Genomic DNA, 18,732 nt, shown 5'->3' on the forward strand with positions numbered 1-18,732 from the left:
TAATGAGCTTTACCTCGTACTGGTTTACCCTGGCCTTCTTGCCATTATCGGTGTATGTCTTCCACCGCCTGATCTCAAAAAGCCAGCTCCATCTGCTGCTTCCGCTGCTCACTTCATTATTATTTTATTATTTAAATGATGCGCACAACCTGTTCTTGTTTTGCGCATCAATCGGCGTCAACTGGCTGATGGCCCGCGCCATTGCCAACAGCAATGAGAAAAAAATCTATCTGGCGCTGGCCATCGCTGGGAATTTATGTTTTCTCGCCTTCTACAAGTACGCCAAAGTCTTCATGGTATCCGGGACGGCGATTCCAGCATTGCCCCTTGGTATCTCGTATTTCACGTTTACCCAAATAGCCTTCCTGGTCGATACGGCACGGGGACAAGCCAGAAGCACCAATCCACTGGAATATGCCTTATTTGTCGCCTGGTTCCCCCATCTCCCGGCCGGCCCTCTGCTGTCGCACAAGGATATGCTGCCACAATTCATGGCAGCGCCGGAAAAACTATCCGCCCTGCGTCCGGCGCCGCGTGATTACGCCGTCGGTATCACCCTGTTTGCGATCGGTCTATTTAAAAAGGCTTGTATTTCCCCCATTTTCCAGAATGCGCAAGGCGATGTCTTCCTGCGCGCAGGCCAAGGTGATCCCATCGGACTGGTCGAGACCTGGATAGCATGCCTGGGATTTTTGTTTGAAACCTATTATGACTTTTGCGGCTATTCGGAAATGGCGATGGGCATTAGCAGGATGTTCGGCATCCATCTGCCGGTCAATTTCCATGCACCTTTCAAATCTTCCAGTCCGGTGGAATTCTGGACCCGCTGGCATATCACGCTGGGCGCCTTCATGCGCGACTACCTGTATCGTCCCCTGACCAGAAAACGCCAGGTATGGCGCCATTATGCGGCCCTGTTCATAGTGATGATGGCCGTCGCAATCTGGCATGGCGCTACCATTCCACTGCTGATCTTTGGCGTCTATCAAGGACTGCTGGTCACGGGTAACCACGCTCTGCGGCGCCTGAATATCATTTCGCGCCAGGGAGGTAACTTACAGCATTGGGCTGGCCGTGTCTTTACGCTGGCGGCCATCGCCTTTTCCGTCAGCCTATGGGCGACACCGAATTGGGACGAGGCCTGGCACGTCATCCTTGGTTTGCTGGGTGCGGGACAAGGTTCAGTATGGCCCTATAACCTCACCGGCATTATTGCCATTCCCGGTGCGATTGCCTTCAACTGGCTTGCTCCGTCGCTGATCGACTTAATGTCCAGGGAACTGCCTGCATGGAGCGTACAACTGAAAAAGGCAACTACCAGCAAGTGGATCTGGAAACCTAACCTGGCCTGGGCGGCAGCCGTTGCAGTCGCGCTCTGCCTGGCGCTCATTAATCTATCCGGCCTCAAAGAGTTCAAATATGCAGGTTTTTAAAAATAACTTGTCCATCGGCCGCTTTTTCGTCTCCATTTTTCTCATTGCCGCCGGATTGACATTCCTGATTGCCGGACTGATCTTTGTCGTAGACCCCTATGCCATCTGGCGCCATCAAGCAATCCAGCGGATCAATGAAATCAAGCTGGAAACCACTTCTGCAAGCCAGGTGGGCACGGCTGTCTTGCGCAGTGCGGTGCATCCCCCCGATGTCCTGATTCTCGGTTCTTCGCGAGTGCGGCGCGGTTTCAACGAAACGTTTGCATCCCAGCTTTACAGGAGCAGCGTCCAGGTGGCGGGAATCAATGCCCTGCAGCTATCGAATATCAAGGATCTATTTTCCACCTTCAGGCAACGTGCGCAGATCAAAAAACTGTATTTGGAAGTCAATTACTTCACTTCCAATGCCTGTACATTGAAAAATGAAGCTCTGGCAAATAAAAGTGATCTTGCTGATCCGCTGCATTATTTTTCACCGCAAGATGCTATCGTTCACAGTTTACGGACATTAAAAATAAATCTGTTCCCTCTGCGCTCTTTCGATAACTATTTCGATGTGCAAGGACGTTACCATGACGACCCAAGCGAAGGGATGTCCCGCACAGGCGGTATGGAAACATATGAATCGCGCTACAACCGACTTTTTCAGAGCATGACAAGCCGCTGCCAACGCCAGGCAAGTAATGCTGCCGATACCAAAGATTTATCGGACATCATCAGACTGGCGCAAGCCAGACAGACAGAGATCATCTTGCTGATTTTACCGGTCAGCGCAAGGTGGCAAACACGCATCCAACAGGGGGGGCTTTCACCACAAGTTACACAATGGAAGAAAAATATTATCTTGGTCGCATCACAATTTCACGTGCCGGTGCTCGATTATGAAGAGCATAGCGATGTGAATGCCCTCGCTGAAAATAGCAATCATGCAATGCCCATGTTTTGGGATGAAACTCATTTTTCCAACCGTTTGGGAGACTACATATTGCGCGACATGCAATACGCCAGCCATGTGGCCACGATACACAATAATCGCCAGGGCAGCCTAACGCCCCAGCCTTAGTTCCAGCCCCGCCTTCACCGCTTCCCACTCCGTATCGATCATGCTGAAACGCACCGAGTTGCGCTTGCGGCCATCGGGCATGATGCGCTCGTGGCGCACGATGCCTTCCTGGACGGCGCCCAGGCGCAGGATGGCGGCGCGCGATTTTTGGTTCAGTTCGTCGGTGGTGAATTGCACGCGCACGGCGTGCATGACTTCAAACGCATACGTCAGTAGCAATAACTTCGCTTCCGTGTTCACGCTGGAACGCTGCACCGAAGCGCTAAGCCAGGTGTGGCCGATTTCCATCTTGCGGTTAATCCTGTCGATCTTCCAGAAACGCGTACTGCCGACAATGGTTCCCGTGGCCAGTTGCACGATGACGAAAGGCATGACAGTGCCCGCGCGCTGGCCTTCCAGCGCGGTGGCGATGTAGCGGTCCATGGTGCCGGGACCGGGCACCACCGTCACGGTCATATTCCACAGTTCGCCATCGGCGGCCGCTTGCAATAGTTGCGGTCCATGTTCAAGCGACATGGGGATCAGGGCGACCGTGTTGCCGGTCAAGGTGGGTTGTTGGAGCATGGTTTTCCAGTCAACGATCAATCCAGATCAGCGTTCTTCGCGATAATACTCGCAGCCTTCGAAGGTGGTGCGCAGCGCCTGCTGCAACTGGGCAAACCGTTCTGGCGTGAAAATAAAACGCACGTCGATCTGGCCATCGTCATCCATTTGCATGGCCGCTTCCGCATCGAGCTGCACCGATAGCCGGTTAGGATGCAGTATCACCGCGTGCATATGGCCATACCAGGCAAATTCCTGGCCGCCGAATTCGATATACGGCTCGTCCATGCCCAGCTCGGCATCCTGCTCGTCGTCAGTTTCTGCGCGCTGGAACATCAGGTAGATCGGCTCGCTGCCAGCCGTGTTTGCTGCCAGGGTGGTGATCAGGGCCTCGTCTTCATTCAGGATGGATAGTTCGGTGGCGGTAAATCCTGCGGACATGGCGTGCTTTCATTTTGGGATCAATGACGCCACCATAACGCAACGGTAGCTGTCTTGCCAGCCTTCGCCGCTATAATCGGTCCAACCAACCATGGAGACCGTCTTGTCCAACGATTACACCACCTTGCTGGAAACACCGAACATCGCCACCTACCAGCACCTGCGCGTGGCTGCTGGCCTCAGCCCCAAATCGATGGAGGCGGCGGCCCGTGGCTTGCCCAATTCCCTGTTCGCCGTGCAAATCCTGCACGGCAAGGAGGTGGTCGGCATGGGACGCGTGATTGGCGATGATGGCTGTTTTTACCAGGTGGTCGATATCGCCGTGCTGCCCGCCCATCAGGGCAAGGGACTGGGCAAGCGCATCATGCAAGAGATCCACCGCTACATCGATACCAGCGTGCCGAAAAGCGCGTATATCAGCCTGATCGCCGATGGCCAGGCGCAAGACTTGTACGCGCAGTTCGGTTTTACGCACACGGCGCCCGCCTCGGTCGGCATGTCCCTGAAGCGTTAAGCCATGCCAGCCTGGCTGCCGTCACGCCGCCGCTGGGTGTGGCTCTCGGCCATGGCCGTCTGGCTTGTGCTGTCATTGGTGCTATTGCCTGCCCCGTCTGCGCAATGGAAACTGGGCTGGGCCGTGTTGACGGTGGGAATGCTGTTGACTTTGGCTCTGCGTAGCGTGCAGCTGATGCTGCACCGACGGCGCTGGCAAAAAAGCATGTTGCTGGGTACACCCGTGTACTTGAGCGCCTTTCTCGGTCCCTGCGTGGCGGGCTTGCTGCGGCACTGCATCGTGATGCCGGTTTGGCTGAGCATCATTCCAGCACAGGAACAAGCCTTGCTGCTGGCGCATGCACAGTGCCGGCTCGCCGCGCGCGACCCGCAATTGCTGGCCGCAGCCTATGCCTTGATCGTCTTGATGCCGTGGAATCTGCCGCTGTGGTGGATGCTGCACAAGCTGCGCTTTGCCATCGAGCTCGATGGCGATGCGCGCATGCTGGCGCAGGGCCATACGTTGAAAGAGTATGCTGCCGTGCTGCGGCGGCATGGCCAGTATTATTCCGGCTTGACGGGCACCTCCCCTTTTGCTCAGGACGATCCGCAGGCACTGCGCCGTCGCCGCCGCATCATGGCCAGGCATGTCCAATCCCGTACAGCAGCGGCTAACTTGCTATAGTAGCGGCGGCAACGCCAATTGCCGGTTCGCCATCGGCTCATTCCACCCAGAAATCAGAGAGATACCATGCTTTACCTGCTCGCCTTCGCGATCGTTTTCGGTCTGTTGTATTACGTTTTCAGCGGCCGCACGCCCGTCAAACCGCTGGAGCGGGCACTGATCTCGGTGCGCCAGTATGTGCCGGAAATTCCAGCTGGCACACCGGCCCATCACTGGAGCGATAACGGGCGCTATGCCTCGGAAGTGGAAAACGATTCGATCTACCAGAGCGCCATCGCCAGGCTGGCAGGCAACCATGGTCCGGGCAACGCCGATGAAAAGTGCCTGGCGCTGCTCGTTTGCGACGACGCCAACCCTTTCCAGGACAAGGCCATCGCCGTGTTTATCGACGGCCAGCTGGTGGGCTACCTCGCGCACAACGATGCGCTGCGCCTGCGCCGCAACCTGGGCCGCCAGGACCTGGTGGGCCAGCTGACCTCGTGCGACGCCGTGATCCGCGGCGGTGGCTTGTGGAATGGCAAGCGTCTGGCTTACGCCGTGTGGCTGGACTTGCAGCCTTACAATTAGCAACTGCTGCAAGGAAAATGGCATCATGAATATAATTTATGCAACTACACGCCGCACGATATAGTTACAATTAATATATTTATTTCTAAAATCTGCTAAGGTTGGCCTATCGCCAGCGCCTCATTGCGGCTGCTCCCGGCATGAGAGCAGCCCGCATTCCATCAGCATCCCGTATTCCTGACGATCCGGCCCGGCACCAGCTCGGCCAGCCTGGCCAGCACTATCTGCTGGCATTCTGCTGAGATCATTGATATGGAGTCCTCATGCGTTTGCATCGCTACCCACAAGTGAAAATCAAGCCAGTGATACTGGCCGTCGATGACGAACCGTCCAATCTGCAGCTGCTGCGGCAGATATTGCAGGACGATTACACCTTGCTATTCGCCAAGCATGGCGAAAGCGCGCTGGCACTGGCGCGCGAGGAACGTCCCGCGCTGATCCTGCTCGACGTGATGATGCCAGGCATGAATGGCCACGCCGTTTGCCGCCGCCTGAAGGCCGAACCGCTGACAGCGGCCATTCCCGTCATCTTCGTGACGGCGCAGGGAGAGTTGGACGACGAATTGAGCGGCTTTGAAGCGGGCGCGGTCGACTACATTACCAAACCGCTCAGCCCGGCCATCGTGCGCGCCCGCGTGTCCAACCACCTGTCGCTGGTGCGCATCGAGGAATTAAAGCAAACGCGGCTGCAAATCGTCCAGCGCCTGGGGCTGGCGGCCGAATACAAGGATAATGAAACAGGGCTGCACGTGATACGCATGAGCCACTATGCGCGCCTGCTGGGCGTAGCCGCCGGCATGCACGAGGACGAGGCGGACGACCTGCTGCACGCTGCCCCCATGCACGACGTGGGCAAGATCGGCATTCCCGATCGCATCCTGCAAAAACAGGGCAAGCTCGATGACGATGAATGGCACACCATGCGCGCCCACGCAGTGATCGGCGGCGACATCATCGGGATACACCCGGCCGGCGGCATGCTGGCGCTGGCCCGCGAAATCGCCCTGACCCACCATGAAAAATGGGATGGCAGCGGCTATCCGCGCGGCTTGGCCGGTGACAATATTCCGCTGGCGGGCCGCATCGTCGCCATCGCCGACGTCTTCGACGCACTGACCTCCAGGCGCCCGTACAAGCGGGCCTGGCCGATGGCGGATGCGCTTGCTTATTTGCAGGAACAGAAGGGCAGCCACTTCGATGCAGAACTGGTCGATCTGTTCATGAGTGAGCGGCATGCGATCGATGCGATCAGGACACGCTGGGCGGAAGGGGAAACGGCGTTGGAAGGGCCGCAATGAAGTGAACTCCCACCGCTGTCCATGTTGTTGCGTCACACAAAGGAGAGTCAACACTGGGGTTGACGCCGATGAAGACCACGGGCAGAGCAAGGAGTTCCCGACTAGCTTAGCGCCTAAGGGGGAGAATAAATTTGATCGATATCAAATTGTGCTCAATCAACCATCCACTCCATGTAAAAAAAGCCGCCCTCCTTCCGGATGGGGCGGCTTTTATCGTTCAGCGGCCGCAGCCGCTGCTCTACGATTACATTTTACACTTTACGTTGAGCAACAGCGTCCACCACGCACAGCGCGGTCATGTTGACGATACGGCGCACGGTAGCCGATGGGGTCAGGATGTGAACCGGCTTGGCGCAGCCCAGCAGGATCGGGCCCACGGCGATGCCGTTGCCAGCCGCCGTCTTCAACAGGTTGTAAGCGATGTTGGCGGACTCGATATTCGGCATGACCAGCAGGTTGGCATCGTTTTTCAATGACGAGTTCGGCATCATTTTTTGACGCAGCTTGCTGTCCAGGGCAGTATCGCCATGCATTTCGCCGTCGATTTCCAGCTCCGGTGCGCGTTCCTTGACGATAGCCAGGGTAGCGCGCATCTTTTGCGCCGAGGCGCTGTCGCTGGAACCGAAGTTCGAGTGCGACAGCAGGGCGGCGCGTGGCGACAGGCCGAAACGGGTCATTTCCTCGGCAGCCATGATGGTGATCTCGGCCAATTGATCGGCGTCCGGATTTTCATTGACGTGCGTGTCGACCATCACCAGTTGGCGCTCAGGCAAGACCAGCACGTTCATGGCGGCGTAGACATTGCTGCCGGCGCGCTTGCCCAGCACCTGGTCGATGTATTTCAGGTGCAGCTGGGTGGTGCCGAAGGTGCCGCAGATCATGCCGTCGGCGTCGCCCTTGTGGATCATCATCGAACCGATCAGGGTGTGGCGGCGGCGCATTTCCAGCTTCGCGTATTCTTCGGTGACGCCCTTGCGGCTGGTCATGTCGTAATACGTGTGCCAGTAATCGCGATAGCGCTCGTCGGAATCCGGATTGATGACGTCGAAATCGACGCCATGTTTCAGGCGCAGGCCGAATTTGGCGATGCGTGCTTCCAGCACGGCAGGACGGCCCACCAGGATAGGACGCGCCAGTTTCTCATCGACCACCACTTGCACGGCGCGCAGCACGCGCTCTTCTTCGCCTTCGGCGTAGACGATGCGCTTCAGGTCGGCCGGCGTGGATTTTGCCATCAGGAACAATGGCTTCATGAAGGTGCCGCTGCGGTAGACGAATTGCTGCAGGCTGTCTGCATAGGCTTGCAGATCCTTGATCGGACGCGTTGCCACGCCGGAATCTTCCGCTGCCTTGGCGACCGCTGGTGCGATCTTGATCAGCAAACGCGGATCGAACGGCATCGGGATCAGGTATTCAGGGCCGAACGACAGGTTGCTGATGCCGTAGGTGGTGGCTACGATGTCCGACTGCTCGGCGTGCGCCAGGTCGGCGATCGCGTGCACCACGGCGATTTCCATTTCGCGCGTGATCGTTGTCGCGCCGCAATCGAGGGCGCCGCGGAAGATGTAAGGGAAGCACAGCACGTTGTTGACCTGGTTCGGATAATCCGAACGACCGGTGGCGATGATGGCGTCGCTACGCACGGCCTTGACTTCTTCCGGCAGGATTTCCGGATTCGGATTGGCCAGCGCCAGGATCAATGGATTGGGCGCCATCTTGCGCACCATATCTTGCTTCAGCACGCCGCCGGCGGAGACGCCCAGGAAAATGTCGGCGTCCGGGATGATCTCGGCCAGGGTACGCAGTGGCGTATCTTGTGCGAAACGTTCCTTGTCCGGATCCATCAATTCCGTGCGGCCCTTGTAAACTACGCCAGCCAGGTCGGTGACGTAGATGTTTCTCAAAGGGAAGCCCAAGTCAACGATCAGGTCCAGGCAAGCCAGCGCTGCGGCGCCCGCGCCCGAGACCACCAGTTTGCAGTCCTCGATTTTCTTGCCGACAGCTTTCAAGCCGTTCAGGATGGCCGCGCCCACGATAATGGCGGTACCGTGCTGGTCGTCATGGAAGACAGGAATCTTCATGCGGTCGCGCAGCTGGCGTTCGATATAGAAGCACTCGGGGGCCTTGATGTCTTCCAGGTTCACGCCGCCGAAGGTCGGTTCCAGCGCGGCGATGATGTCGACCAGCTTGTCCGGATCCGATTCATTGATTTCGATGTCGAACACATCGATGCCGGCGAACTTCTTGAACAGTACGCCCTTGCCTTCCATGACCGGCTTGGCGGCCAGCGGGCCAATGTTGCCCAAACCCAACACTGCAGTACCGTTGGTGATCACCGCCACCAGGTTGCCGCGCGCCGTATATTTATAGGCATTGGCTGGATCGATAACGATTTCTTCGCATGGCGCAGCCACGCCTGGCGAGTACGCCAGCGCCAGATCGCGCTGGTTGGTCAGTTGCTTGGTGGGCGTCACGCTGATCTTGCCGGGGCGCGGGCACTCGTGATATTCGAGTGCGGCCTGGCGCAATTGTTGACGCAATTCTTCTTTTTGGTCAGATGACGAATCCATGCTGTGCTGCCTTCCTGTTTGGTCGATCGGGTAGTCTTCGATTTTATCAGACCGATTCTTTCAATTAGCTAGGTATTTTCCGCTAGCCACAGTCTGATATCACGAAAACGTATAACCCCACATTGTAAGCCTCCCTGTGGACGCCAACGAACAAGGCATTAAAAACTATCAAATTTAAATATTCGATTAATTTAAACAATCATCACTATGCCGCAAGACGGACGCCAGGCCGGAAGCGCAAGGCGATCAGCAACAGGATCAGCACGCCACCTGCCATCACCATCCACGCCTGCGCCAGGCTGGACGAATGCTGGCGGATCAAGCCGGCGATAAACGGCATGGCGCTGGCGATGATGTAACCACCGCCCTGCACGAAACCGAGCAGGGCGCCGGCGCTGGCCGGGTCAACCACATGGTCCATGCTGACGATCAGCGACAGCGGGAACAGCGCGCCGATGCCGATGCCAAGCAAGACCATCGCAGGGATCGCCAGCTGTGCGGGCGCCAGGATCAAACAAGCCAGCCCGCCCAGCACCGACAACAGCACCGTCAGCAGCAGGATGCGGCGGTCGGGAAAACGGTTGATGATGCTCGACACGACCAGGCCTGCCAGCACTTCCATCAGGGTCAGGCCGCCCAGCAGCAAGCCGCTTTCAGCCGCGCTCCAGCCCAGTTCCGTATAAAACGGTGGCAACCAGGCCAGCACCAGGGTGTAAGCGCCCGTGCCGATACCGAAAAACACCATCAGCAGCCAGGCGCGCGGCGCCTTCACGGGCAAGCTGGCGCCCGTGCCAGTCGACACATCGCGCCGCGAGGCGCTGGCACGGCGCCACAGCAGTGCAGCGGCTGCGGCCGGCAGCGCCCACAAGGCCAGCAGCACTTGCCAGCCCAGCGCTTGCGCCAGCGGCGAGGCGCTGGCGGCCGCAATCGCTGCGCCGCCCATGATGCCGGTAGTATAAAACCCCATCAGTTGGCCGGCCCGCCCGGGGAAATGGCGCTTGATAAAGGCAGGCAGCAAGGCTTGCACCAGGGCGATACCCAAGCCACCCAAAGCCGCCGTGGCGATCAGGCCGGCACTGCCATGCAGCGGCCAGCGCAGCACGCAAGCGACGGCGATGATGGTAACGCCCAGGCCGATGCCGCGCACCACGCCCAGGCGTTTTTGCAATTGGGCGCCCAGCAGCGCACAAATCCCCATGGCAAACACGGGCACGGTGGTCAGCAAGCCTGCGTCGGCGCTGCTGATGCCGGTCGCCGCTTGTATGCTGTCGAGCAAGGGGCCGATGGCGGCCAAAATGGGGCGCAGGTTCAGGCCCAGCAAGATGATGGCAGTCACCAGCAGCGCTGTCGACGTGGTATGTGTTGACGCAGCAACCGTTGTAGATGAGGAATTAGTGCTCATGGATAGTCCTTGCCTCGCCTGGAGGCGCATGGTTTAATGCTTTACGCGAAATTAACTCGATAGAAAGTATCTTAACACAGAGATTAAAATCTCTCTTGACGTGAAGATAAATGCAAAAATGACAGATACGCCTCTGCAGCACAACCGCGCCCGCTACGCCGCCGAACAATGGCAGCGCGAATTGCCGGACATGGATACGGGCGCCATGCAGCTGGTGGGCCAGCTGGGCACAGTGGCGCACCTGATGGCGCGCGACTGGCTCAATCCCCTGTTTGCGGAGCATGGCTTGCAGCCGGGAGAGTTCGATGTGCTGGCCACCCTTCGCCGCTCGGGCGCACCGTATGCCTTGATGCCGACGGCCCTGTACGAAGCGGCCATGCTGTCTTCGGGCGGCATGACCAACCGCATCGACCGCCTGGAAACGGCTGGCCTGATCGAGCGGCAAAAACATCCGAGCGACCGGCGCGGCGTGCTGGTGGCCTTGACGGCCAAGGGACTGGAACTGATAGAAAAACTGGTGCGCCTGCACGTGGACAACGAACGCACCATGCTGGCGTGCTTGAGCGCGGACGAGCAGCGCCAGCTCGACCAGTTGCTGGCCAAACTACTGCAGGGAATGGCGCAGGCGAAGCGTTAGGAAAGCAGGCGCGCCAGCTCACGCAGCGCCGCATGGCCGCGCCGCGCCCGCGTTGTCAAGGCATCCGGCGCATGACTGCCATACAGCGCCTGCACATGGCCGGCGCTGGCCGCGCGCAAATCGATGCCGCTCCCGGCAGGATCGGGCAGATGCCCCTCGACCAGTGTGAGGAAATAGTGGCGGGGCGCGCCGCGCAAGTTGGCGGCAAACTGCAGCACCAGGGCATTCTCGAACACCAGCGCGCCGCTGCGCGCGCCCGGCTCCAGCAGCAATCGATACGGCGGCAACGGGCGCCGCGCGGCGCGCAGGAACGATGCCAGGCGGAGTTGATAGCCCAGTTCCAGTCCATTCGCCAGCAGTCGTCCCTGTTGCAGATACACCTTGAACGACGCCTGCACGCTGTGGCGGCCATCATGGAACAGGCATGCATCCTCGTACAGGCACAGCTGCCCGCCGTCGCACAGCTCATCAAAGCCGCACGCCAGCAGTGCCGGCGCGCCGAACGAATCCAGGCCGACGGTCTGCGGGTCGCGCAGCCAGCCATCGTCAAGATACGCTTGCAGTACGGCATAGAGATCGCGGGTGGACATATTAAAATCAGCAACGGTGGCAAAGGCGCCCATTGTAGGCCAGCCTATAATAGCCGGGCCACACCCCACCCAACCAACACACTCGCCATGGCCCCTCAAGACGCGCTTTCCGAATTCGACCTGATCAAACAATATTTTGTGCGCCAGCGGCCTGGCCGCGCCACCCTCGGCATCGGCGACGATTGTGCGCTGCTCACGCCCACGACGGGCAGGCAGATCGCCATTTCGTCGGACATGCTGGTCGAAGACCGGCATTTTTTTGCCGGCGCCGATGCGCGCATGCTCGGACATAAAAGCCTGGCCGTCAATTTATCGGACCTGGCCGCCATGGGCGCGCGCCCGGTCGCTTTTACCCTGGCCTTGTCGCTACCGCAGGCCGACCGCCACTGGCTGGCCGGTTTTGCCGAAGGCTTGTTCGCACTGGCCGACGAACACGGCTGCGAATTGATCGGTGGCGACACCACCAAGGGACCGTTAAATATCTGCATCACCGTGTTTGGCGAACTGGCGCCTGGCCAGGCATTGCGCCGCAGCGCGGCCCGAGCGGGTGACGATATCTGGATCAGCGGCACCCTGGGCGATGCGCGCCTGGCGCTGGCCGGCTACCGCATGGAGCAGAACTTGCCGCCAGCCGACCTGCTGACAGCGGCGGCGCGTATGCATACGCCCACGCCGCGCGTGGCCCTGGGCTGCGCGCTGGCCGAAGCGGGCATCGTCCACGCCGCCATCGATATCTCCGATGGCCTGGTGGGAGATTTAGGCCACATCCTGAAAGCCTCGCAAGTGGGCGCCACGCTCGATGTCGACGCACTGCCGGCCGGCCCCGTGCTGGCCCGGCAAGACAAGGCGCTGCGCCGCCGCTACACGGCCGCCGGCGGCGACGATTACGAACTGTGCTTCACCGCCCCCGCTGCCTCGCGCGACGCCATCGCCGCGCTGGCGATCAGCTGCGGCACGACCGTCACGCGCGTGGGCCGCATCGACACAGAAGCAGGCTTGCGCCTGGTCGATGCAGCCGGCTTGCCGCTCGATTTGCAGCTCGCCTCTTTCGACCATTTCAGTGGATAGACTGGACTAGCGCACCCGCGCCAGCCCGGGCGGGTTGACCATCCAGTAATGCTGGAAGGCCAGGCGGATGTTGTCGCGCAGTTCGGTGTCGTCCCAGGGTTTGGTATAAAAACGGTAGATGGCGCCCCGGTTGATCGAATCGAGTACCGCTTCGAGGCCCGTATAGCCGGACAGGATGATGCGGATGGTTTCCGGGTACAGCTCCTTGACCTTGCTGAGAAACTCGGTGCCGCTCATGCTGGGCATGCGCTGGTCGCAGACGATCACGTGCACGCGGTGCAGCGCCAGCATTTCAAAACCTTCCGATGGCGTGCTCGCAGTCAGGATCTGGTAGCCGTCGGGTCGGAACAGCCGGTGCAAAGATGACAGCACGTTGACGTCGTCATCGACGATCAGCAAGGTTTGCGCCGCTTGTGCGGCCGGATCATGGCCGAGCGCCAGGCCAGCGCCGGCGGCGATCATCTGCCCCAGTTCCAGCGCGGGCAGGGCGCGGCTGAAATAAAAACCCTGGATTTCATCGCAGCGGTTGCGCCGCAGGTATTCCAGTTGCGGGCGTGACTCCACACCCTCGGCCACCACGCTCAGTTTCAGGCTGTGCGCCATGCTGATGATGGCCAGCGCGATGGCCGCATCGTTCGGATTATTGGTGATATTGCGCACGAAGGCGATGTCGATCTTCAGCTTGTCGATCGGGAAGCGCTGCAGATAGGCCAGACTGGAATAGCCGGTGCCGAAATCGTCGATGGTCACCTTCACGCCGATTTTTTTCAGTTTGCCCAGCACGACGATGGTGCGCTCGGCATTCGACATCAGCGCCGTTTCCGTCAATTCGAGTTCCAGCAGCTCGGCCGGCACCTGGTGCAGCGCCAGCGCGCGCGTCACCTCGCCTTCCAGGTCGCCTTCGGCAAACTGGCGGCTCGACACATTCACCGCCACGTGCACAGGGCCCACCTCGCTATCGCGCCATTGCGCTATCTGGCGGCAGGCCGCCTGGATCACCCAGGCGCCCACGCGCACGATCAGGCCGGTGTCTTCCAGCACCGGCACGAATTCAGCGGGCGCGACCAGGCCATAACCGGGGCGCCGCCAGCGCAGCAGCGCTTCCACACCGCTGATGCGGCCCGTGCGCAAGTCCACCTTGGGCTGGTAGTACAGGATGAATTGCTGGTGTTCCAGTGCATGGCGCAAAGCCAGTTCCAGGTCCAGCCGCGCCAGCACCTGCACATTCATGCCGGCCGTGAAGAAGCGGTAGCCATCGCGCCCCGCCTGCTTGGCGCCGCCCATCGCCGTATTGGCGTACTTGATCAGCGTTTCCGGGTCAGTGGCGTCGTCGGGATATATGGCGATGCCGATACTGGCCGTCAAAGTAGCCGGGTGGCCGTGCAAGTCAAATGGCGCGCGCAATGCTTCGCGCACCTGGTTGGCTACCATTACCGCTTCCTGCTGGTTGCGGCTCATCGTCAGGATCAGCGCAAACTCGTCATTACCCAGCCGCCCCACCGTATCGCGCAGGCGCACGCATCCGACCAGGCGGTTGCTGAACTGACGCAGCAATTCGTCGCCAAGCGCCGCGCCCAGGGTGTCGTTGATGCTCTTGAAGCGGTCAAGCGCGATGAACAGTACCACGATGCGCCAGGCTTTTTCCTGCGCCAGCTCGAGCGCCTGGCGCAAGGTCTGGTAAAACAGGCCCCGGTTCGGCAGCCCCGTCAGGCTGTCGTAGTGCGCCAGTTGCTTGAGCCGTTCCTGCGTTTGCCGCCGCTCGCTGATATCGCGCGCCACGGCGATCAGCAGCAGGCTGCGCGGACCGTCGAAACCCGCCTCCACCGGTGCCTGCGCATGCCAGTGCCAGCCCAGCTCCACGGGCACCATGCTCAGGTCACGCCGTAGCAATTCGCACTCGATCAGCTCGGGCGCCAGGTGCAACAGGCCATCAAGCGGCGCCGGCGGCGGTCTGGGCAGCAGCTCGCCTGGCGACAGCGACAACAGCTCGGCGCGCGTATGGCCCAGCAGGCGGCAAGCGCCATCGTTGACGTCGACCAGCGCCATGCCCATCACATCGATCAGGAAGATGGCGTCGCTGGTGGCGTCCATGGCGCCGCGGAAGCGCTGCAACTGCGCCGTACGCTGGGCCACGGTGCGTTCGAGCAGCCCGTTGTAATGGCGCGCGCTGCGGTGCAGCAGCCGCACTTCGAGCATATTGCGGATGCGCGTAAGCACTTCCACGGCATCAAAGGGCTTGCTGAGAAAATCGCGCGCACCGGCCTCCAGCGCGGCCAGCTTGGCGTCGGGATCGGCGGCGATCACCAGCACTGGCAGATAGCCTTCCCGCTCGAACGGGCGCAGCGCATCCATGACTTCGTAGCCGCTCATGCCCGGCATCACCAGGTCGAGGATGATCAAGTCATACTGATGGTGCTGGTGCAGCCCGGCCACGGCGCGCGGGTCCAGCGTGCTGGTGACCGAGGTATAGCCGCCGCTTTCGAGCAAGTGTTCGAGCAGGCGCAGGTTCACTTCCTGGTCGTCGACGACGAGGATTTTTGCGCCATAGAGGTCGGCCTGGCTGATCATGGCGCACGCCCGCCTTTCTGCTGGCGCTGGCGGGCCACATAAGCGAGCGCGCTATTGATCGTCTCGCTGAATTCCTCCAGATTGATCGGCTTGGTCAGGTAGCGGTAAAAGCCCAGCGCCATGCTGCGTTCCACTTCGCCGGGCATGGCGTTGGCCGTCAGCGCAATCACCGGAATATGCGCCGTACGGTCATCGTCGCGCAGCAGCTGCAGCGCCTCGGTGCCGCTCACATCGGGCAGGTTGATATCCATAAGTATCAGTTGCGGCATATGCGTGCGCGCCATTTCCACACCCTGGCGTCCGTCTCGCGCCGTCAGCAGCCGCAGGCGCGGACAATAGCCGATGATTTCCTCGATCAGTGCCAGGTTGGCGGGATTGTCTTCCACGTACAGCACCGTCACAGGACCGCTGTTGTCAAACAGCGCGCCAGCCAGGTCCGGCGGCACGCTCGATGACGACGGCCCGGGCAGGGCATCGACGGCGCGCAGTTCGATCCAGAAGGTGCTGCCCTCGCCCGGCTCGCTCGTCACGCCGATGCTGCCATCCATCAAATCCACCAGCCGCTTGGTCACTACCAGGCCGATGCCGCTACCCTCTTCCGTGCCGCCCTCCTGGCCCAGGCGGTTAAATGGCTGGAACAGCTGCGCCAATTGCTCGTCAGTGAGGCCGCTGCCCGTATCGTGCACGCTGATGCGCACCCGTCCACCGGCCTGCCCCTCGCCATCCCATTCACAATCGACGGACACGCGGCCATGCTCGCGGTTGTACTTGAGTGCATTCGACAGCAGGTTCAGCAATATCTGCTTGAGTCGCGTGCGGTCGGCCAGCACCGTCAGCGGACTCGCATCGGGAAACGTCATGGCGATGCCGCGCTGGCTAGCCAGCGGCGCGATCATGTCGCGGCATTCATCGAGGATGGCATGCAGGGCTACCGGTTCCAGCGACAGGGTGACGGTACCCGATTCCACCTTGGCCAGATCGAGGATTTCATTGATCAGGGTCAGCAGATGGCGGCCAGACTTGAGGATATGCCCGGCGAATTCCTTCTTTTGCGCCAGGGTCGAAGGCAGGCGGTCGGAACTGAGGATTTGCGCAAAGCCGAGGATAGCGTTGAGCGGCGTGCGCAATTCATGGCTCATCGATGAAAGGAAAGCCGACTTGGCATAATTGGCGCTGCGCGCCTCCTCCATCGCCATCGCCAGCTCGCCATTGGTCAGTTCGAGCTGCATCGTGCGCTCATGCACGCGCACTTCCAGCTGCTGGTTCAGGCGCATGATTTCCTGCTGCGCCTGGGCGCGTTGCCCAGCTTCGCGCGCCAGTTCCACGTTCGAACTTTCCAGCGCATGCGTGCGCAGTTCGATTTCGGCCAGCATTTTATTGAATGAATCGACCAATTGCGCCACCTCGTCCGAACTGAGCTTGCGCGCGCGGCGCGAATAGTCGCGCGTCTCGATCACTTCCCGGGCCACGTCGGCGATATCGAGGATGGGCTGGGTAATCATGTAATCGAGGCGGCGCAGCAGCAGCAAGGCCACCAGCAGCGCCAGCACCGTCACGCCCAGCGCGATGGCCAGGTAGTCGGCCGTGCGGCCGGCCAGTTCGTAATCGGCGCGCAGGTAAACAGTACCCAGCAATTCGCCATTGTCGACGATAGACCTGAACAGTTCGACCGAATTGGCATCGATCCGTTCCCCTTCGATGCCGGCCCGTGCCGGCAACGCTGCAGTGCGGTTATTGGCCTGGTAGCTGGCAAACAGGCTGCCGTCGGCACGGTACAGGGCGCCGGCTGTCACGCGTGGACGAATGCGCATCAGGTTCAGGTTCTCCAGCGCCAGGCGCTGGTCGTCGAAGGCCAGCGCGGCCGAACTCATATGCCCCAGCAGTTCGGCCTGGGTGCTGATGTCGGCCAGCAAGTTGCGGTGGTAGGCGCGCAAATCGAAGATGACGATGGTGCCCAGCGATATGACGAGCGCCACCAGGGTGGTCAGCAAGACCACCGACATCAGCTTGTGGCGGATGGAGCGCAGGCGCAGCATGCTCAGGCGCCCCCCGTCTGTACGCGGTAGGCGGTCAGCAGCATGCGCGCGCTGATGCGGATATGCGCCTGCCCCACCGGTTTCAGGGCCACGTCGAAGCGTACCCGGTCGTCCGTCACCACAAAATTGATCATGCTGCCCATCGCATGGACCTCATCCGAATCGGACACCGTCAACAGCGCCAGGCCGCGGCTGGCGGCCAGCATCTCTTGTGCCAGCGCCTTGTCCAGCCCTCCCAGGTACAGCACATGCAGACCCGTCAGCGGCTCGCCGCGGCGGACTTTTTTTACTTGTACTACACGCCCGTTCACGCTATGCCCGGCCACGCTGGTTTCCAGCTGCTCGGCCAGCGCGGTGTCGCCGGCCACGCCGATCAGCAGCGGACTGTCGGGCCGCGCGAAACTGCCATCGGGCCACTCGACAAAACTGGCAAACTTGTACAGATAGTCAGCCTTGACCTGGCGCTCCTGCAGCGACGGCGCCTGTGCCCGCGCCACGGCACACGCCATGACCAGCAGAAAAAATAAGCAGCACAGCCGCATGGGTATGCAGATGTGCAGGCGCACCCTGCCTTTCATATGATCAGACAATTGCCGGCAGGTGCAGTTCAGAAGTGCCATGACAAACGCATCAAATCCTACGTTAGAGGCCCAGGGCAAGCCAGCGAACGGCCAGATGGGGCGATGCCGGCCAGCTTGCGACACCACAGCCGGCCGGTCAGGGTTTACTGTCAAATGCATAAAAGAGTGTACGCATTTTCGCTGTTAGCGGGGAAAGTTTCTTGTACCGCGCGCAAGCAGGGTGGGAGAGCCGTGATACAGTCTTGCTCCATCTTTCCCCGCTTCAGGAGCAACGCATGCACAACGATATCTTCAGCCTGTCCAGCCAGGTGGGACTGGCCTTGCAGGCAAAAGGATGGCTGCTGGCAACAGCTGAATCGTGCACGGGCGGCGGCGTGGCGCAAGCCGTCACGGACATCGCCGGCTCGTCCGCCTGGTTCGAACGCGGCTTCGTTACCTATAGCAATGCCGCCAAGACAGACTTGCTGAATGTGCCGGCCGCCCTGATCGCCGAGGTGGGCGCCGTCAGCGAAGAGGTCGCCGCCGCCATGGCCGAAGGCGCGCTGGCCAATAGCGACACCCAGGTGGCCGTGTCCACCACCGGTATCGCCGGCCCCGGTGGCGCCGTACCGGGCAAGCCGGTCGGCACCGTATGTTTCGGCTGGGCCCATGGCGCCATCGTCCATACGGAGCGGCTGGTGTTTGCCGGCGACCGCCAGGCCGTGCGCGAACAGGCTATCGCCCATGCGCTGCAAGGTTTGCTACGGTTTATCAAGTAG

At 60.5% G+C, this 18,732-nt stretch carries 17 protein-coding genes; 9 read left to right on the plus strand and 8 right to left on the minus strand.

Annotated elements, in window-relative coordinates; all coding sequences use genetic code 11:
* The first annotated feature begins 2 nt into the window (after nucleotides 1-2).
* Both HDE75_RS09550 and HDE75_RS09555 read left to right on the plus strand, forming a co-directional pair.
* Entirely contained in the window at nucleotides 3-1,433 is a 1,431-nt protein-coding gene (locus HDE75_RS09550; RefSeq protein WP_183674508.1) for an MBOAT family O-acyltransferase, read from the plus strand.
* Nucleotides 1,420-2,496, plus strand: a complete 1,077-nt coding sequence (locus HDE75_RS09555) for a hypothetical protein (protein WP_183674505.1) — start codon at nucleotides 1,420-1,422, stop codon at nucleotides 2,494-2,496. Before HDE75_RS09550 ends, HDE75_RS09555 begins: the two co-directional genes overlap by 14 nt.
* Here the strand turns inward: HDE75_RS09555 and HDE75_RS09560 are convergent.
* Both HDE75_RS09560 and HDE75_RS09565 read right to left on the minus strand, forming a co-directional pair.
* Nucleotides 2,479-3,078, minus strand: coding sequence for a GNAT family N-acetyltransferase (locus tag HDE75_RS09560; protein ID WP_311735096.1), 600 nt, complete (start codon nucleotides 3,076-3,078; stop codon nucleotides 2,479-2,481). The two genes, HDE75_RS09555 and HDE75_RS09560, sit on opposite strands and share 18 nt — an antisense overlap.
* A 9-nt stretch (nucleotides 3,079-3,087) precedes the next feature.
* Nucleotides 3,088-3,480 (minus strand): Imm10 family immunity protein, encoded by a 393-nt coding sequence (locus HDE75_RS09565; protein ID WP_183674499.1) that lies wholly within the window; start codon nucleotides 3,478-3,480, stop codon nucleotides 3,088-3,090.
* A 103-nt stretch (nucleotides 3,481-3,583) separates the two neighbouring features.
* Between HDE75_RS09565 and HDE75_RS09570 the strand changes: the two genes are divergently transcribed.
* The 4 genes from HDE75_RS09570 (at nucleotide 3,584) to HDE75_RS09585 (ending at nucleotide 6,522) form a co-directional block, all read left to right on the plus strand.
* Complete coding sequence (locus tag HDE75_RS09570) at nucleotides 3,584-3,994, plus strand: GNAT family N-acetyltransferase (RefSeq protein ID WP_260173856.1); 411 nt, start codon at nucleotides 3,584-3,586, stop codon at nucleotides 3,992-3,994.
* A 3-nt stretch (nucleotides 3,995-3,997) separates the two neighbouring features.
* Nucleotides 3,998-4,657, plus strand: a complete 660-nt coding sequence (locus tag HDE75_RS09575; protein WP_183674494.1) for a M48 family metalloprotease — start codon at nucleotides 3,998-4,000, stop codon at nucleotides 4,655-4,657.
* Nucleotides 4,658-4,723: 66 nt separating this feature from the next.
* Nucleotides 4,724-5,224 carry a hypothetical protein gene (locus HDE75_RS09580; RefSeq protein ID WP_183674491.1) on the plus strand — a complete coding sequence of 167 codons (501 nt, stop codon included), beginning with the start codon at nucleotides 4,724-4,726 and terminating at the stop codon, nucleotides 5,222-5,224.
* A gap of 263 nt (nucleotides 5,225-5,487) precedes the next feature.
* Nucleotides 5,488-6,522 carry a response regulator gene (locus HDE75_RS09585; RefSeq protein ID WP_183674488.1) on the plus strand — a complete coding sequence of 345 codons (1,035 nt, stop codon included), beginning with the start codon at nucleotides 5,488-5,490 and terminating at the stop codon, nucleotides 6,520-6,522.
* Between the two features lie 251 nt (nucleotides 6,523-6,773).
* On the opposite strand, the gene HDE75_RS09590 is transcribed toward HDE75_RS09585, so the two are convergent.
* Both HDE75_RS09590 and HDE75_RS09595 read right to left on the minus strand, forming a co-directional pair.
* On the minus strand, nucleotides 6,774-9,092 hold the full coding sequence (locus HDE75_RS09590; protein WP_260322671.1) for an NADP-dependent malic enzyme: 2,319 nt from the start codon (nucleotides 9,090-9,092) through the stop codon (nucleotides 6,774-6,776).
* Nucleotides 9,093-9,297: 205 nt separating this feature from the next.
* Nucleotides 9,298-10,494, minus strand: coding sequence for an MFS transporter (locus HDE75_RS09595; protein WP_183674485.1), 1,197 nt, complete (start codon nucleotides 10,492-10,494; stop codon nucleotides 9,298-9,300).
* Between the two features lie 118 nt (nucleotides 10,495-10,612).
* Here HDE75_RS09595 and HDE75_RS09600 point away from each other — a divergent pair, with 118 nt between their 5' ends.
* Complete coding sequence (locus HDE75_RS09600; protein ID WP_183674482.1) at nucleotides 10,613-11,131, plus strand: MarR family winged helix-turn-helix transcriptional regulator; 519 nt, start codon at nucleotides 10,613-10,615, stop codon at nucleotides 11,129-11,131.
* Here the strand turns inward: HDE75_RS09600 and HDE75_RS09605 are convergent.
* Nucleotides 11,128-11,721, minus strand: a complete 594-nt coding sequence (locus HDE75_RS09605) for a hypothetical protein (protein ID WP_183674480.1) — start codon at nucleotides 11,719-11,721, stop codon at nucleotides 11,128-11,130. The two genes, HDE75_RS09600 and HDE75_RS09605, sit on opposite strands and share 4 nt — an antisense overlap.
* A gap of 87 nt (nucleotides 11,722-11,808) precedes the next feature.
* Here HDE75_RS09605 and thiL point away from each other — a divergent pair, with 87 nt between their 5' ends.
* Nucleotides 11,809-12,789, plus strand: coding sequence for a thiamine-phosphate kinase (thiL, locus tag HDE75_RS09610; protein ID WP_183674476.1), 981 nt, complete (start codon nucleotides 11,809-11,811; stop codon nucleotides 12,787-12,789).
* A 6-nt stretch (nucleotides 12,790-12,795) separates the two neighbouring features.
* Here the strand turns inward: thiL and HDE75_RS09615 are convergent, their stop codons facing one another.
* From HDE75_RS09615 to HDE75_RS09625, 3 genes are read right to left on the minus strand one after another with little or no spacing between them, the layout of a single operon-like run.
* Nucleotides 12,796-15,357 carry an EAL domain-containing protein gene (locus tag HDE75_RS09615; protein WP_183674473.1) on the minus strand — a complete coding sequence of 854 codons (2,562 nt, stop codon included), beginning with the start codon at nucleotides 15,355-15,357 and terminating at the stop codon, nucleotides 12,796-12,798.
* Complete coding sequence (locus HDE75_RS09620; RefSeq protein ID WP_183674470.1) at nucleotides 15,354-17,393, minus strand: sensor histidine kinase, YfiR-like protein-associated; 2,040 nt, start codon at nucleotides 17,391-17,393, stop codon at nucleotides 15,354-15,356. Before HDE75_RS09620 ends, HDE75_RS09615 begins: the two co-directional genes overlap by 4 nt.
* A 2-nt stretch (nucleotides 17,394-17,395) precedes the next feature.
* On the minus strand, nucleotides 17,396-18,013 hold the full coding sequence (locus HDE75_RS09625) for a TOL_0243 family YfiR-like periplasmic protein (protein WP_183674467.1): 618 nt from the start codon (nucleotides 18,011-18,013) through the stop codon (nucleotides 17,396-17,398).
* A gap of 236 nt (nucleotides 18,014-18,249) precedes the next feature.
* Between HDE75_RS09625 and HDE75_RS09630 the strand changes: the two genes are divergently transcribed.
* A complete protein-coding gene (locus HDE75_RS09630; protein WP_183674464.1) occupies nucleotides 18,250-18,732 on the plus strand; it encodes a CinA family protein in 483 nt (160 codons plus the stop codon).

It is taken from the genome of Janthinobacterium silvisoli, assembly GCF_014200725.1.
In the GTDB taxonomy this organism is placed as follows: Bacteria; Pseudomonadota; Gammaproteobacteria; order Burkholderiales; family Burkholderiaceae_D; genus Janthinobacterium.